The following is a 15676-nucleotide window of genomic DNA, read 5'->3' as shown; positions in this document are numbered from 1 at the left end:
CGGGGGGGGGGGGGGGGGAGGTGGGGTGGCGACCTCCGTCACTGAGCGCAGCGCAAAGCGCAATTACTTCGCCGCCTTCGCCTCACTTACCTCCCGCTTTGGCTTGGGCGCAAACTTCGCGGCCAGGCGCATCGAGCCCACTACCAAACGCTGATACAGCGATGGCAGCAGCCGTTGCATAGCATCCAACGCCCATGCCATCGGCACCAATCAAGATGCGTCGGTTGTTGCGCAGCACGCCGCGCAGAATCACCTGCGCCGCTTTGTCCGGGGTGGTGCGCAGCAGCTGGTCGTTGAATTGCTGCCGCGCCTGGTCGGCGGCCTGGCCGGTGACGTTGCTGAGGCTGTCGTTCATGCGTGCGGTCTTGGCGATATTGGTTTTGATCCCGCCCGGTGCACGCACTGGCCGACACCGCGCCGCCGGCCATATCCAATTCCTGACGCAACGATTCGGTAAAGCCGCGCACGGCAAACTTGGTGGCGTTGTAGGCGCTCATGCCGGGCTGGGAAAACAAGCCGAATACGCTCGACACGTTGATGATATGCCCGTCGCCCGAGGCCTTCAGGTGCGGCAGGAAGGCTTTGCTGCCGTACACCACGCCCCAGAAGTTGATGTTCATGATCCATTCGTAGTCGGCGTAGTCGTTGCCTTCCACGGTGCCGCCCTGGGCGACGCCGGCATTGTTGAACACCAGGTTGACGCGGCCATGGTCAAGCACCACCTGGTTGGCCCAGGCGTGCACGGCGTCGCGGTCGGCGACGTTGACCTGATTGTCGGTAACAGTAACGCCCAGGGTGCGTGCCGTGGCAGCGGTTTCAGCCAGGGCTTCGCTGTTCACATCGGCCAGGGCCAGATGGCAGCCCTGACGGGCGAGGGCGTAGGCCAGCGCGCGGCCGATACCAGAACCTGCGCCAGTGATGGCGGCCACTTTGTTTTCGAAGGACTTCATGCTGCCACCTCGCTGGTTTGCGCCACGGATGGCAAATAGCCCTGGGCGGGATGCGCCGGCTGGGCGCGATTGAAATGATAGGCCGCCGGGTCGAAGTTGCGCGTCAGCAGGCGGAAGCGCCAGGTGAAGCCCGGCCACACCGTGCAGTTCCGGCCCGCTGACCGGGTGTAAGTACCAGCTCATGCAGCCACCGGCGTTCCACACGGTTTTTCCCAGTTGGCCCTGAATTTTCGCGTTGAAGCGGTCTTGGACGTCGCGCTTCACTTCCAGGCTTTGCAGGTTGCCTTTGTCCAGCACCTTCAGGGCGCCCAGCACGTAGTTAATCTGGGACTCGATCATGTACACCATCGAGTTATGGCCAAGGCCGGTGTTCGGGCCCATGAGGAAAAACAGGTTAGGGAAACCGGCCGTCAGCGTGCCTTTGTAGGCTTGCGGACCTTCGGGCCAGGTGTCGAGCAGGTCGACGCCTTCACGACCGAAAATCACGCCACGGGGCATGGGGTCGCTGGGGGTGAAACCGGTGCCGAAGATGATCGCGTCGACCGGCCGCTCCTGGCCGTCGGCGGTCACGATGCTAGTGGCGCGAATTTCTTGAATGCCGTCGGTGATGACGTCGACGTTCGGCTGGGTGAGGGCTGGGAAGTAGTCGTTGGAGATCAGCACGCGCTTGCAGCCCATGGTGTAGTTGGGCGTGACTTTGGCGCGCAGCACCGGATCTTTGATCTGCTTGTTTATGAACGCTTTGCCCACCCATTGCGCCGCTTTCATGATGCGCGGCAACAGGGCGAAACCAATCACGCGGCTTTCCAACATGGCGTAAATCACGCCGCGCCAGATTTTTTGTGCGAGCGGGAAACGCTTGAAACGGTCGCGCTCTTTGTCGCTGATGGCGCGGTCGGGTTTGGGCATGATCCACGGAGCCGTGCGCTGGTAGAGATCAAGCTAGCCGACCTGTTTCTGAATACGCGGTACGAATTGGATGGCCGAGGCGCCGGTTCCGACGACGGCAATGCGTTTGCCGGTGAGGTCGTACTCGTGGTCCCACTGCTGGGAGTGAAACACCTTGCCGGTGAAGCGTTCGAGGCCGTTCAGGTGCGGAATCGACGGCGTGGAAAGTGCGCCCATGCCGGACACCACGAACTGCGCGGTGTAGTGGTTGCCTGCGGTGTCGTGAATGCGCCACAGCTCGGCTTGGTCGTCCCAGCGCATGCCGGCAACTTCGGTTTGCAACAAGGTGTTGTGCTGCAACCGGTACTTGTCCCAGCAGCCTTCCAGATAGCTTTTGATCTCTGGCTGGCGGGCGAACATACGCGTCCATTGCGGGTTGGGCTCGAAGGAAAACGAGTACAGGTGCGATTGCACGTCGCAGCCACAACCGGGGTAGTTGTTGACGCGCCAGGTGCCGCCGACGCCGGCTTCCTTCTCGAACATCAGAAAGTCGTTGTCTCCTTGCTGCTTCAAACGGATGGCCATACCCAGCCCGGAAAAGCCGGTACCGATGATGGCGATTTTGGTATGCCGCACGGCGCCGGGCGTGGCGTCGGCAGGGGTGGCGTTTGCGGGTGAAACGGCAGGTTGTGCGCCCATGAACAAGCTCCTGTTATGATTGTTGTCGCTGTCTACAGTTGTCTACTTGAGCAATACTGTTACTGTGAATACCGACGTATACAGTCGTATACCTTGGCGTTATGTATACACCCGTATACCGAAAACTCAACCCAACCTTCCGTGAGGGCGACGCGCTGCGATGACCACACCGGCCGAACAAACCGCCACAAAAACCGTTACCGCTCAGGGCAAGCGCCTGCTGCTGGACGCCGCGTTACGTCTGGCGGCGGTCAGTCGAAGCTTGAGCGGATTGGGCCTGCGCGAACTGGCGCGCGAAGCCGGTTTGAACCCGAACACCTTCTACCGGCACTTCAAAACCGTGGACGACCTTGGGCTCGAGATGATTACCGAGATGGGCGCGCGCATCCGCCAGCCGCTGCGCGACTTGCGTTTCGAGGCGGCTCAGCGGGCAGGCCAGGACACGGAGGTGAAGCTGATGTTTGGCGTCGATTTGCGCCGTGGTCAGCGGGTTTGCCAGGAAACCGTCGAGCTGTTCTTCGACTATGCCGCGCAGAATCCGCAAGCCTTTATCGTCGGTGTGCGTGAGTTGCATGGCAGCTCGAAGCCGCTGCGCGATGCGCTCGAACAGATGATGGAAGCCTTTGCTTTGGACATGGCCGAAGACTTGGAGAAGCTGCAACTGCTGCCGAATCTGGAACCTTCGGCGGTGCGCCAGGTGTCCTCGATGATCAGTCGGCAGTTGTTTCAGCAGTCGTTGGATTACATCGAACAGGTCGACCGCCGTCCCGCAATCTGTGCTGAAGCGCAGGCGCAGATTCTGATGATGTTTGCTGGCGCGACGGTGTTGCAGGCGGTGGGGGAGTTGCGGTTGAGCGGTGATTGAAGCCCTGACGTAATACGTTCCCTCTGCCCGCTTGCGGGAGAGGGCTAGGGTGAGGGTTTTGCTCTGCGGCCAACAAAGCCCCTCACCCCAACCCTCTCCCCGCGACGGGAGAGGGGCCGATCACCGACGGGTGCTTAACCACTAAACCCCAACCGGTCCTTCCAGCGTTGCTCCAGCACCTTGGTGTCGTGGTCGAACGGGTGGAAGCCGGGGCGGTAGTAGTCGAGGTACGGCAGAATCAGCTTGGTCAAAAAGCCGTTGCGCAGGCTGAACAGGGTTCGCAAACCACGGCCCCAGCTTCGCAGGTTGAACAGCTGACGGTCTTTGCGCAGCAGGTGCACTTGAAACCATCCGATGACGCCGAAGAAAATTACCGTCGAGATCGCCATCATCGCCACGCGCGTGAAGTAACCACCGCCTACCGCTTGGTAAGCGTCGTAGCACACGGCTTTGTGCTCATTCTCTTCAATCGCGTGCCACATCCACAGCTGGTACATCTTCGGATCGTCGATCTGCGTGGTCAGGTCTTCGCGCAGCAGCAACTGCTGGGCCATGGTCGCGGTGAAGTGTTCCAGGGCGCAGGTGGCGGCGAGGCGCTGTTTCTTGGTGGTGATTTTGGTTACCCACTCCAGCAGCACTTTGATGCGCAGCTCGAGTTTTTCCAGGTTGATATCGTGCTTGGCGGCGTATTCGTTGTAGGTCGCATGCTCTTTGGAGTGCATGGCTTCCTGGCCGATGAAGGCGCTGATGTCTTTCTTCAGCTGCGGCTCGGTGATGGTGTCGCGCACGGCACGCACGCTGTCGACGAAAAACATCTCGCCATAGGGGAACAGTGACGACAGGTTGTTCATGAAGTGGGTCATGAACGGGTCGCCGCTCCACCAGTATTTTTCAGTTTGCGAGAAGCTGAAGTCCATGCGCCGCACGGGAAAGCTGGCGTTGGGTTTGGTCATTTTGGAAGGCGTTGGAATCGCGTTCATAAAGGCTCCGGGGATCGCCGGCGGCGATCTCTTGTTGTTGTACGGCTTGGGCGGAATCACTGGTTGCTATCACAGCCGATTGCTTTCAATGAGTTGGCCCAAGCTGACAACACGAACACCCAACCTAAGTGCAGCGCCCCGGGCAACAGGGTTGACCGGGGCGCGCGCAGGTAACAGGTGGAGCCCGACGTTTAGCGGTCGGAGAGAGCGAAGCTGGTGAGGCAGAAGGTGGAGATGCCGGCGTCTTGCAACTTTTGCGAACCGCCGAGTTCTGGCAAATCGATAATGGCCGCCGCTTCGAACACCGTGGCGCGCATGCGTCGAACCAGTTTCGTGGCCGCCAGCAGCGTGCCGCCCGTGGCGATCAGGTCATCGAAAATCAGCACCGAGTCGCCTTCACACAGACTGTCGGCGTGCACTTCAAGAAACGCTTCGCCGTATTCGGTCTGGTAGCCCTCCGCCAACACGTCAGCCGGTAACTTGCCTTGCTTGCGGAATAGCACGAGCGGCTTGTTCAAGGCGTAGGCGATGATCGAACCGATAAGAAAACCGCGCGCATCCATGGCGCCGATGTGGCTGAAGTCTGCTTCGACATAACGCTGAACGAAGCTGTCAGCGACCATGCGCATGGCTTTGGGTGACTGAAACAGCGGGGTGATATCGCGAAAAATCACGCCGGGCTTGGGAAAGTCCGGCACGGGGCGAATCAGGGATTTGATGCTGAAGTCGTCGGAGATCATCGCGGGGGCCTGCTAGCGTGGCAAAGGCGCGATTCTAACAAGCCGCGCGCGCTGTTTACTCGTCGAGATTGCCGCCTGCGAGGGCGCACAGCTGAGCGGCATCGAGAATCTGCACTTCCTTGCCGTCGGCGGCGATCAGATTGCTCTGCTGAAAGCGAGTGAAGACCCGCGACACCGTTTCCACCGCCAGACCCAGGTAATTGCCGATTTCGTTGCGCGACATGGCCAGGCGGAACTGGTTGGCCGAGTAACCGCGCGCGGAAGCGGGCGGACAGGTTGACCAGAAACGAGGCGATTCGCTCGTCAGCGGTTTTCTTCGAGAGCAACAGCATCATTTGCTGATCGTCGCGAATTTCCCGGCTCATGATGCGCATCAATTGGCGACGCAGTTGCGGCAGTTGCAGCGACAGGTCGTCCAGTTTTTCGAAGGGGATTTCACACACCGTAGTGGTTTCCAGTGCTTGCGCGGAGTTGGGATAAGACTCCTCGTCCATGCCCGACATGCCCATCAGCTCGCTCGGCAGGTGGAAGCCGGTGATTTGCTCATCGCCAGCATCCGAGACGCTGAAACTGCGCAAGGCGCCGGAGCGGACGGCGAACACCGACGTGAAGGGGTCGCCCTGGCGAAACAGAAATTCGCCTTTCTTCAGGGGGCGACCGCGTTTGACGATATCGTCCAACGCATCCATGTCTTCCATATCCATCGACAACGGCAGGCACAAACCGCTGAGGCTGCAATCTTTGCAATGCACGGCCGGTAGGCCGCGGGCTTTAATCATTTCACTCATTGCGAGGGATCCTTAACTGGCCAAGCACGCACAAAGCGTAAGGGTATCAGCTTAGGACATAGACGGGCCATGCGCCTAAAGTTCGCCGGGCTCTCGCCGACATCCTTGTGTCGCTACCAGGGAGAAGGGAAATGTTGCCGATCAACAGCAGCACGGTCATCGGCCATTTGGCTCAACAAGTGGCCGCCAAAGTGGCGCGCGATCCGGATGCGCCGGCAGACATGCAAACCGCTTTGGAAAGCATAAAAGTGACCCTGTCGGAGCGGGCTAAGCAAATCAAAGAGGCCGGTGAAAAGAACAAAGACATCGATGAAAGCAGCCTGCCGGATAACGTCAAGCAGGCGCTAAAAATGATCCGCGAATTGCGCCAGCAACTGGCCGAGAAACAGGCCGAGCTTCAAGCACTGATGGCCGACCAGGATCTATCTGACGAAGAAAGAATGCAGAAGGCTCAGGGCCTGCAGAGTGAAATTGCCTCAATCACTGGGGCGATTTCCACTGCCAATGGCGCGCTGCTTCAGGCCATTCATGACGCGGCGTTGTCGCCTGATCAGCTGCAGGAAATGTCCGGTTTGATGATGGCGTGATTCGCCAATCAGTGATGCATCGCGTGGCCCATTAGCCACGCTTGATGCGGGCCCGGCAAGGTCCACAGCCCAAACACAATGACCAATACACCACCGGCGACCCGCACGTTGCGCTTGCGCAGCACGGCGGTGAGGCGTTCTGCCGCCATGCCCGTGGCCAGCAGCACTGGCCACGTGCCCAAGCCAAACGCGAGCATCAGCAAGCCACTGTTTAGTGCATTGCCCTGGCTCGCCGCCCACAGCAAGGTGCTGTAGACCAACCCGCAAGGCAACCAACCCCACAGCGCGCCGAGCAGCAAGGCGCGCGGCACACTCGAAACCGGCATCAAGCGGCTGGCGAATGGTTGGATATGACGCCATAAGCCGCGTCCCAACGCTTCAATTCGCGTAAGACCGCTCCACCATCCCGCCAGATACAAGCCCATGGCGATCAGCAACAACGCCGCGACAATCCGCAACACCATCACCGCCGGGCTGTTGGCCACGGCCCAACCCGCCATGCCGATCAGCAAGCCGGCGCAGGCATAACTCAGGATGCGCCCGAGGTTGTAGGCCAGCAGCAAGCGAAAGCGCCGGCTGCGTTGTTCGGGAGGAATGGCAAGCGTGAGCGCGCCCATCAAGCCGCCGCACATGCCCAGGCAATGCCCGCCGCCAAGCAGACCGAGAATGACGGCCGACACCAATAAGGGGGCTAGCTCAAGCACGGGGCGGTTCCTGCTCGTCTTGGTCGGCGTCGCTGTGGCCGCTGGCCTGGTCGACGCCGGCCAAGTGATTGGGGTCCTGGTCGTCAAACAGAATGCTGTGTGCCGGGCCGTCGAGGTCGTCGTATTGGCCGCTGTCGACTGCCCAGAAAAAAATGTAAATGCACACCGCGACGATCATCAGCGCGATTGGAATCAACACGTACAAAGCGGGCATAAAAGCTCCGAGTGCGAAGGGGCGGTCAGGCGACGACTGCAGGTTGCGACGTGGCGCGATGACGGGTCAGGCGCAGGGCGTTAAGCACCACCGTAAGCGAGCTGATCGACATGCCCACTGCGGCCCAGACCGGCGTTACCCAGCCCAGGGCGGCAAAGGGCAACATGAGGCCATTGTACAGGCAGGCCCACAGCAGGTTCTCGATGATCACATGACGTGTACGGCGGGCGAGGGTGAAAGCCTGTACCAGTGCGTCCAGGCGATTGGATAACAGCACCGCGTCGGCGCTGGTTTTCGCAAGGTCGGTGGCCGAGCCCATGGCAACACTGATATCCGCAGCGGCAAGCACCGGCACGTCATTGACCCCATCGCCAAGCATCAACACTTTTCGACCTTGGCCATGCAGTGTTTGCAGCATCGCCAGTTTGTCGTCCGGGCGCAGGCCGCCATGGCTTTCGTCGATGCCCAGTTCCGCCGCGACACTGCCGACCATCGGTGAGGTGTCGCCAGAGAGCAGCAACGTTTTCCAGCCCCGCGCCCTACAGGCGGCCAGCAGAGCAGGGGCATCAGCCCGCAACCGGTCGTCGAGTACAAACCAGGCGATTGGCCCTGCGCTATCACCCAGAAGTAGCCATTGTCCGGGTTCGTCGGGCATGACCGGAGCGGGTTGTCCACTCAACTGTGCGACGAAGTCAGCGCGGCCAATGCGCAGGCGTCGACCGTCTACTGCACCCTCTAAACCAAGGCCTGGCATGCTGACCACGTTTTCTGCCGCCGCCGGGGCGCGGCCGAAGGCACGGGCAATCGGATGTTCGGAGTGGTTTTCCAAGGCCGCAGCCAAGGCCAGACAGGCATCGTCGCTTTCACCGTTTAACGCACGGAACGCACGCAGAGTCAGGCGGCCTTCGGTGAGCGTTCCGGTCTTATCGAAAATCACCGTGTCGATCTGGTTGAGGCCTTCCAACACGTGGCCGCGTGTCAGCAGCAGACCCAACTTGTGCAGCGTGCCGGTAGCGGCAGTCAAGGCGGTAGGGGTTGCCAGGGACAGCGCGCAGGGGCAGGTGGCAACCAGCATGGCCAGGACCACCCAAAACGCGCGGCTTGAATCCAGGTACCACCACACCGCGCCGATCACGATTACCGCCAATAGCGTTGCCAGCAAAAACCACTGCGCCGCGCGGTCGGCCATTTCTGCCAGTCGCGGCTTGTCGGCCTGGGCGCGGTCAAGCAAACGGACAATCGCTGAAAGGCGAGTGTCCGGCCCAAGGCCAGCACCTCCACCTGTAGCGGGCCTTCTACGTTTAGCGTGCCAGCGGTGACGTGGTCATCGACGTCACGGGGCCGCGGTAGGTATTCGCCGGTCAGCAGAGATTCGTCGACGCTCGATTGGCCCTGGGTAATGCGGCCGTCTGCCGGCACTACGGCGCCTGGCTGAATCAACACGTGGTCGCCCAGTTGCAGTTCACGCAGCAGAATTCGCTCGCTTTGGCCGTCGGCGTCCAAGCGCAAACACGAGGCCGGCAGCAGGTTGACCAGTTGCGCAGTCGCCGCCGCCGTGCGCTGACGGGCGCGGCGTTCAAGATAGCGGCCGGCCAACAGGAATAGGGCGAACATGCCGACCGCGTCGAAGTACAGTTCGCCAACGCCGGTAATCGCGGTCCAGATACCCGCCACATAAGCGCTGCCAATGGCCAGCGAAACGGAAACATCCATGGTCAGATGTCGGGTGCGCAAATCGCGGAAAGCGCCTTTGAAAAACGGCGCGCAGCTGTAGAAAACAATCGGCGTGGTCAGGAACATCGCCACCCAGCGCATGATTTGGTGCAGTTCAGGGCTCAAGTCGATATTGAATTCGGGCCAGGTGGCCATGGTCGCCATCATGGCCTGGAACCACAGCAGGCCGGCTACTCCCAGTTGCCGCAAGGTCAGGCGATTCTCGGCGGCCAACTGCTCGGCTGCTCGATCGGCTTGGTACGGGTGGGCCGCGTAGCCAATGTGGCGTAACTCGCTGAGCAAGGCGCTGAGCGGTAACTGGCTGTCTGCCCAGCGCACTTGCAACCGATGGTTCGACAGGTTGAGTCGGGCTTCGGCTACGGCGGGCAGTTGTCTGAGGCGATGCTCGATAAGCCAGCCGCACGCTGCGCAGCTGATGCCTTCAAGCAATAAAGTGGTTTCGGCGAGGTCGGCCTGATGGTGGACGAACGCTTGTTGCACATCGGCGCGGTCGTAAAGCTCTAGCTCGTCCTGCAACTGCTGCGGCAACGCTTGCGGGTTAACCGACGCTTCGCTGCGATGGCTGTAGTAGCTTTCCAGACCGCCCGCAACAATTGCCTCGGCTACCGCCTGGCATCCAGGGCAGCAAAATTCGCGGCGCTCGTTAAGCACGGTCGCACAAAAACGACTGCCGGCGGGAACCGGCAGGCTGCAGTGGTAGCAGGGAAGGAGAGCGCTCATTCAGCGGGTCGACTATGGCTTAGCGCTGTTCTGCTTCGGCGCCAGGAATCGGTTCGTCGCCCAGTTTCAGCTCAACGCCAGCGCCGACTTTTTCTTCCTCGAACAGGCGCCAGGTTTGCTCGCCTTGCTGTCCGAGCAACTCAACGAACCGGCGTCCTTCGACGGCTTCCGGCAGTTGCCCGATGTAGCGATTCGGCTCGCTGCTGCTGCGCTTGAGCGTCAAGTGCCGATCTTTCTCCGCTTGGGTCGGAGAAATCAGGTTCATTTCAATGGTGTCGGGACGGCTGTCGCCGGTGAGGATCAAGCTGACTTCGCCGGTCACCTCATCCAACTGGGCACGCGCTTCGAGGTGCAAGTCTTTGGCCAGGCGCTCGCGGTCGAGCGAGCGGCTGATGCCTTTGCCAGCCTCGTAGTAGTTGTCAGTGACCAGCGTGTCCTGACCCTCTGCGGCGATAAAAACCATGTGCATCGTCAGGCCCACCGAGGTGGCCAACATGCCAATGATGATCCAGGGCCACATGTGTTTGTACCAGGGACTGCTTGCTGTTGCGGGCATTGATCTAGGACTCTCTGTAATCGTTGGCCCTGCTCGACCGGGTGTCCGAGCGGGGCGCTAGTGTAAGCAGCAATCGGCTCAGCGCATATGCGGGCCAATGAAGCGGCTCTTCGTTTCGATGTGGGTGTCCGGGTCGTCGGCGCTTTCCAACACGAAAATGACTTCATTTGTACTCGATGGCAGTTTTTCAGGCGCCACCGACAGTTCAATTGGCTGGGACACGATTTCGCCTGCATCAACGGTGAACTCGCGCTTGCCGGCCAACTGCAGGTCATCCAGGCCTTTAGCGCTCAGAACGTAGGTGTGCGCGTGCTGGTCCTTGTTCATTATTTTCAGGTTGTAGACGTTTTCAATGCGCCCCTCAGCGTTTTCGCGGAACAGGACACGGTCTTTACTGACATCGAAACCGGCCAATGGACGCAGCACGAAGGCTGTGGCGAGCAGGCCCATCATGGCCATCAACGCAATCGCGTAGCCGATCAGACGCGGCCGTACCAAGTGGGTTTTCTGCCCCGAGAGGTTGTGTTCGGTGGTGTAGCTGATCAGGCCGCGCGGGTACTCCATCTTGTCCATGATGGTGTCGCAGGCGTCGATACAGGCGGCGCAACCGATGCACTCGATTTGCAGGCCGTCGCGGATGTCGATGCCGGTGGGGCGGACCTGTACGCACATGGTGCAATCGATGCAATCGCCAAGGCCTTCGGCTTTGTAATCCGCATTCTTTTTACGTGGTCCACGACGTTCGCCGCGACGTGGGTCGTAGGAAACGATCAGCGTGTCTTTGTCGAACATCACGCTCTGGAATCGTGCGTAAGGGCACATGTAAATGCACACCTGTTCGCGCAGCCAGCCGGCGTTTCCGTAGGTGGCCAGGGTGAAGAACCCGACCCAGAAATAGGCCCAGCCGTCCGCTTCGCCGGTGAAGAATTCAATGGTCAGATCGCGTATTGGAGAGAAGTAGCCAACGAAGGTAAGGCCAGTCACGAAGCCGATTAACAACCACAAGCTGTGTTTGCTGAATTTGCGCAGAACTTTGTTGGCGCTCATCGGCGCTTTGTCGAGTTTCATGCGTTGGTTGCGGTCGCCTTCGGTGACTTTTTCGCACCACATGAAAATCCAGGTCCAGACGCTCTGTGGGCAGGTGTAGCCGCACCAGACGCGCCCGGCAAATACCGTGATGAAGAACAAGCCGAACGCGCTGACGATGAGAATGCCGGAGAGCAGGATGAAATCTTGAGGCCAGAAGGTTGCGCCGAATATGTAGAACTTGCGTTCCGGCAGGTTCCACCAGACGGCCTGATGGCCAGCCCAGTTAAGCCATACGGTGCCGAAGTAGAGGAGGAAAAGGCCTGCACCACCGAGCATGCGCAGGTTGCGGAAAAAGCCCGTAAAAGCGCGGGTGTAGATTTTTTTCCCGGGAGGCATAGAGCTCTACGGATTTATCCGCAGGTTTGGAAGACGGAGTGATGTCTTGAACCGGAATCTGCTTACTCATCGATACGTACCACGGCAGTGGAGAAAGCCTCGTCGATGCTTGCCGACGGAGGTCAAAGCGACTAATGCGCTCTAAATTATACGCGCTGAATGCAGGGTTATTGCTGCGACGTGGCGTCGCGTGAGTCTGAAATGATGCAGGGGAGGGTGCAGCGAGGGGGGCGCATCAGGAGTCTGCCGTGTAGGCAGACTCCTAAGCAGTGCATCGAATTACTCGGCTTGCTCTTTTTTCAGCGTCCGATTTGTTGCCATGCGACAAGCTGTAAACGTAGGCCGCCAACAGGTGGACCTTGTCTTTGCCTTGCAGTTGCTCTTGAGCAGGCATCACGCCCTGACGGCCGTAACGAATGGTCTGCTGCAGTTGAGCAAAGCTCGAACCGTAGATGAATGCCGCCGGGTGAGTCAGGTTAGGTGCGCCCATTGCTGGGGTGCCTTTACCTTCCGGACCGTGGCAAGCCACACAGTTAGCTGCAAAGATTTTCTGGCCATTGGCCGGATCCGCTTTGGCATCTTCTGGCAGCTTGCGGCCGTCCAGTTGAGTCAATACGAACGCGGCGACGTCGCGAACGCCTTGGTCACCAATCACGGTGCCCCAAGCCGGCATCACAGCGTGACGACCGCCAAGAATCGTGGTCTCGATGGTGGCCGCTTCGCCGCCCCAGCGCCAATCGGCGTCGGTCAGGTTAGGGAAGCCGTAGTTACCTTTGGCGTCCGAACCGTGGCAGACCGAGCAGTTGGAAGCGAACAGGCGACCGCCCATTTTCAGGGCTTGCGGGTCTTTGGCCACTTCTTCAATCGGCATTGCTGCGAACTTGGCGAAGATTGGGCCGAACTTGGCGTCAGCCTTTGCCATGTCCTTTTCCCACTCGTGCACACCGGTCCAGCCTGGCTGACCGTTCGAGAACTCTTGTTTCGTCTCGTTGTTCAGGTAGGAATAACCCGGCAGCACGCCTTTCCAGTTGCCCAGGCCAGGGTAGAGGACCAGGTAACCGAGGGCGAAAATGATGGTCAGCACGAACAGCCAGAACCACCATTTCGGCAGCGGATTGTCGTATTCCTCGATGCCATCGAAGGAGTGGCCGACGGTTTCGTCGGTGGTTTCAGCACGTTGGCCTTTTGCGCGTGGATAGCAAGATCCAAGTCAGCGTGGCGATGGTGCCCAGGGTAAGTACAGTGACGTACAGACTCCAGAAGACGGTCATTCTTTGTTACTCCTAGAAGCTTGCTCTTGCTCGACGTGCTTAATGGCTTCGGGATCATCCGCGAACGGCAATAGTGTGGCTTCGTCGAAGTCCTTCTTGCGTCGGCCGCTGAATACCCAGAGAGCCAAGCCTACGAACGCCACCATCACTACTACGGTGCCAAGACCGCGAATCATCCCGATGTCCATACCCGTCACCGTTTGCTTTTGATGATGGTGCCAAGCCCTTGCAGGTAGGCGACCACAGCATCCATTTCAGTTTTGCCTTTGACCGCTGCTTGAGCGCCAGCAATGTCTTCGTCGGTGTAAGGCACGCCCATGGAACGCAGTACTTCCATTTTCTTGGCGGTGTCTTTGCCGTCGAGCTTGTGTTCAACCAGGAACGGGTAGGCCGGCATGACCGACTCCGGTACCACGTTGCGCGGGTTGTAGAGGTGCGCGCGGTGCCAGTCATCGGAGTAACGACCGCCAACACGGGCCAGGTCCGGACCAGTACGTTTGGAACCCCACAGGAACGGGTGGTCCCATACGCTTTCGCCGGCTACCGAGTAGTGACCGTAACGCTCGGTTTCGGCACGGAACGGACGGATCATTTGCGAGTGGCAGCCCACACAGCCGTTGGCGATATACACGTCGCGACCTTCCAACTCCAGGGCGGTGCGCGGCTTCATGTTTTCCACCGGCTTGTTGGTAACGTCCTGGAAAAACAGAGGAACGATCTGGGTAAGGCCGCCAATGCTGACGGCGATAACCATGAAGAAGGCCAGTAGGCCGATGTTCTTCTCGACTACGTCATGATTTCTCATCAATGAGCTCCAACTACAGCGATCTGAGCGGCGGCTTCGGCTGCAGCTGGCTGGGAGGCGCGCACGGTACGGAAGGTGTTGTAAGCCATCAGCAACATGCCGGAGGCGAAGAACGCACCGCCCATTGCCCGCACGATGTAACCCGGATGGCTGGCTTGCAGGGCTTCAACAAACGAATAGGTCAGGGTGCCGTCTTCGTTGATTGCGCGCCACATCAGGCCTTGAGTGATGCCGTTTACCCACATCGAAGCGATGTACAGCACGGTACCGATGGTGGCGAGCCAGAAATGCGCGTTGATCAAACCAACGCTGTGCATTTGTGGGCGGCCCCAGAGTTTCGGGATCATGTGGTACAGGGCACCGATTGAGATCATCGCCACCCAACCCAAAGCACCGGCGTGTACGTGGCCAATGGTCCAGTCGGTGTAGTGCGACAGGGAGTTAACGGTTTTGATGGCCATCATCGGACCTTCAAAGGTCGACATGCCGTAAAACGCCAACGAAACGACCAGGAAGCGCAGGATTGGGTCGGTGCGCAATTTATGCCAGGCGCCCGAGAGGGTCATCATGCCGTTGATCATGCCGCCCCAGCTTGGTGCCAGCAGAATGATCGACATGGCCATACCCAACGACTGAGCCCAGTCTGGCAGAGCGGTGTAGTGCAGGTGGTGGGGACCGGCCCAGATGTACAGGGTGATCAGCGCCCAGAAGTGCACGATGGACAAGCGATACGAGTAGATCGGACGCTCGGCTTGTTTCGGAACGAAGTAGTACATCATCCCCAGGAAGCCGGTGGTCAAGAAGAAACCTACTGCGTTGTGGCCGTACCACCACTGGATCATGGCGTCGGTCGCGCCGGAGTACAGCGAGTACGACTTGAACAGCGACACCGGCAGCGACATGTGGTTGACGATGTGAAGCATCGCCGTTACCAAAATGAAGGCACCGTAGAACCAGTTGCCGACATAGATGTGCTTGGTTTTGCGCTTGATGATGGTGCCGAAAAACACCGCAGCGTAGGTCACCCAAACCACCGCCAGCAAAATGGCCAGCGGCCATTCCAGCTCAGCGTATTCCTTCGAGGTGGTGTAACCGAGCGGCAGGGTGATACCCGCGCCGACGATAACGGCTTGCCAGCCCCAAAAGTGGAAGGAAGCCATGCTGTCCGAGATCAGACGCGTCTGACAGGTACGTTGAACAACGTAGTAGGACGTTGCGAAAAGAGCACAGCCACCGAAGGCGAAGATCACCAGGTTCGTATGCAGGGGGCGCAGGCGACCAAAGCTCGTCCATGGCAGACCGAAGTTCAAATCCGGCCAAACCAGTTGCGAGGCGATGAATACGCCCATGCCCATGCCAAGGATCCCCCAGACCACCGTCATGATGGCGAACTGGCGGACCACCTTATAGTTATAAGCAGTCGGACTGATTGCTGTGCTCATTCTAAGGTTCCACGGTTTAGGGTGTTTTTTAGGGGGGTAAAAATCGGCGGCAAGTATGTAGAAACGACGTAGTCATTGCAACGTCACAGGCCGCTGCGATAAGGCTTTCAAGCACATGAAACCAAGTATTTCGCCCTCTAAATGAGGTTGGTTCTCAGGTGTTCGCCCTTATCCCTAACCGTCCAATTATGTGTTGTGTGCCTCATAGCAAACACTGACGGCTAATGCGCCAGCATAGTTGAACAAAACTGACCTTGACGGTTATCAATCCTTGGGGTGCGACACTGAGTCGCAGCCGTTGCGCAGGC

At 59.3% G+C, this 15676-nt stretch carries 10 protein-coding genes and 6 pseudogenes; 2 read left to right on the top strand and 14 right to left on the bottom strand.

The window, feature by feature from the left end:
- Positions 1 to 63: 63 nt before the first annotated feature.
- Together ACZZZP_RS12820 and ACZZZP_RS12815 are read right to left on the bottom strand one after the other, a co-directional pair.
- Positions 64 to 950: pseudogene (locus ACZZZP_RS12820) on the bottom strand (SDR family NAD(P)-dependent oxidoreductase).
- Positions 947 to 2537: pseudogene (locus ACZZZP_RS12815) on the bottom strand (flavin-containing monooxygenase). Before ACZZZP_RS12815 ends, ACZZZP_RS12820 begins: the two co-directional pseudogenes overlap by 4 nt.
- Positions 2538 to 2697: 160 nt before the next feature.
- On the opposite strand from ACZZZP_RS12815, the gene ACZZZP_RS12810 reads away from it, so the two are divergent.
- On the top strand, positions 2698 to 3402 hold the full coding sequence (locus ACZZZP_RS12810) for a TetR family transcriptional regulator (RefSeq protein WP_122495435.1): 705 nt from the start codon (positions 2698 to 2700) through the stop codon (positions 3400 to 3402).
- Between the two features lie 134 nt (positions 3403 to 3536).
- Here ACZZZP_RS12810 and ACZZZP_RS12805 read toward each other — a convergent pair whose 3' ends face one another.
- The 3 genes and pseudogenes from ACZZZP_RS12805 to fnr form a co-directional block, all read right to left on the bottom strand.
- Positions 3537 to 4355 carry a metal-dependent hydrolase gene (locus ACZZZP_RS12805; RefSeq protein ID WP_241000626.1) on the bottom strand — a complete coding sequence of 273 codons (819 nt, stop codon included), beginning with the start codon at positions 4353 to 4355 and terminating at the stop codon, positions 3537 to 3539.
- Positions 4356 to 4573: 218 nt separating this feature from the next.
- Positions 4574 to 5122 (bottom strand): adenine phosphoribosyltransferase, encoded by a 549-nt coding sequence (locus ACZZZP_RS12800; protein WP_122495439.1) that lies wholly within the window; start codon positions 5120 to 5122, stop codon positions 4574 to 4576.
- Between the two features lie 55 nt (positions 5123 to 5177).
- Positions 5178 to 5910: pseudogene (gene fnr, locus ACZZZP_RS12795) on the bottom strand (fumarate/nitrate reduction transcriptional regulator Fnr).
- A gap of 179 nt (positions 5911 to 6089) precedes the next feature.
- Here fnr and ACZZZP_RS12790 point away from each other — a divergent pair.
- Positions 6090 to 6497: a hypothetical protein gene (locus tag ACZZZP_RS12790; protein ID WP_463536561.1), complete on the top strand. Its 408-nt coding sequence runs from the start codon at positions 6090 to 6092 to the stop codon at positions 6495 to 6497.
- Positions 6498 to 6505: 8 nt separating this feature from the next.
- Here ACZZZP_RS12790 and ACZZZP_RS12785 read toward each other — a convergent pair whose 3' ends face one another.
- The 9 genes and pseudogenes from ACZZZP_RS12785 to ccoN form a co-directional block, all read right to left on the bottom strand.
- Positions 6506 to 7201 carry a sulfite exporter TauE/SafE family protein gene (locus tag ACZZZP_RS12785; RefSeq protein ID WP_122495443.1) on the bottom strand — a complete coding sequence of 232 codons (696 nt, stop codon included), beginning with the start codon at positions 7199 to 7201 and terminating at the stop codon, positions 6506 to 6508.
- Positions 7194 to 7415, bottom strand: coding sequence for a cbb3-type cytochrome oxidase assembly protein CcoS (gene ccoS, locus ACZZZP_RS12780; RefSeq protein ID WP_122495445.1), 222 nt, complete (start codon positions 7413 to 7415; stop codon positions 7194 to 7196). The genes ACZZZP_RS12785 and ccoS overlap by 8 nt, the downstream gene beginning before the upstream one ends.
- A 25-nt stretch (positions 7416 to 7440) precedes the next feature.
- A pseudogene (locus ACZZZP_RS12775) lies at positions 7441 to 9869 on the bottom strand (heavy metal translocating P-type ATPase).
- A 19-nt stretch (positions 9870 to 9888) separates the two neighbouring features.
- Positions 9889 to 10425 carry a FixH family protein gene (locus ACZZZP_RS12770; RefSeq protein WP_463382960.1) on the bottom strand — a complete coding sequence of 179 codons (537 nt, stop codon included), beginning with the start codon at positions 10423 to 10425 and terminating at the stop codon, positions 9889 to 9891.
- 78 nt (positions 10426 to 10503) lie between these two features.
- Positions 10504 to 11920, bottom strand: a pseudogene (gene ccoG / locus ACZZZP_RS12765) (cytochrome c oxidase accessory protein CcoG).
- Between the two features lie 192 nt (positions 11921 to 12112).
- Positions 12113 to 13121 (bottom strand): annotated as a pseudogene (gene ccoP / locus ACZZZP_RS12760) (cytochrome-c oxidase, cbb3-type subunit III).
- Positions 13118 to 13309 carry a cbb3-type cytochrome c oxidase subunit 3 gene (locus tag ACZZZP_RS12755; protein WP_110614741.1) on the bottom strand — a complete coding sequence of 64 codons (192 nt, stop codon included), beginning with the start codon at positions 13307 to 13309 and terminating at the stop codon, positions 13118 to 13120. Before ACZZZP_RS12755 ends, ccoP begins: the two are co-directional and overlap by 4 nt.
- A 5-nt stretch (positions 13310 to 13314) precedes the next feature.
- Positions 13315 to 13926, bottom strand: coding sequence for a cytochrome-c oxidase, cbb3-type subunit II (gene ccoO / locus ACZZZP_RS12750; RefSeq protein ID WP_122495455.1), 612 nt, complete (start codon positions 13924 to 13926; stop codon positions 13315 to 13317).
- Entirely contained in the window at positions 13926 to 15368 is a 1443-nt protein-coding gene (gene ccoN, locus ACZZZP_RS12745) for a cytochrome-c oxidase, cbb3-type subunit I (protein ID WP_463382958.1), read from the bottom strand. The genes ccoO and ccoN overlap by 1 nt, the downstream gene beginning before the upstream one ends.
- Positions 15369 to 15676 lie beyond the last annotated feature (308 nt).

The sequence above is a fragment of the Pseudomonas sp. AC211 genome (assembly GCF_979258055.1).
This window is presented reverse-complemented; position numbering and strand designations above follow the sequence as displayed.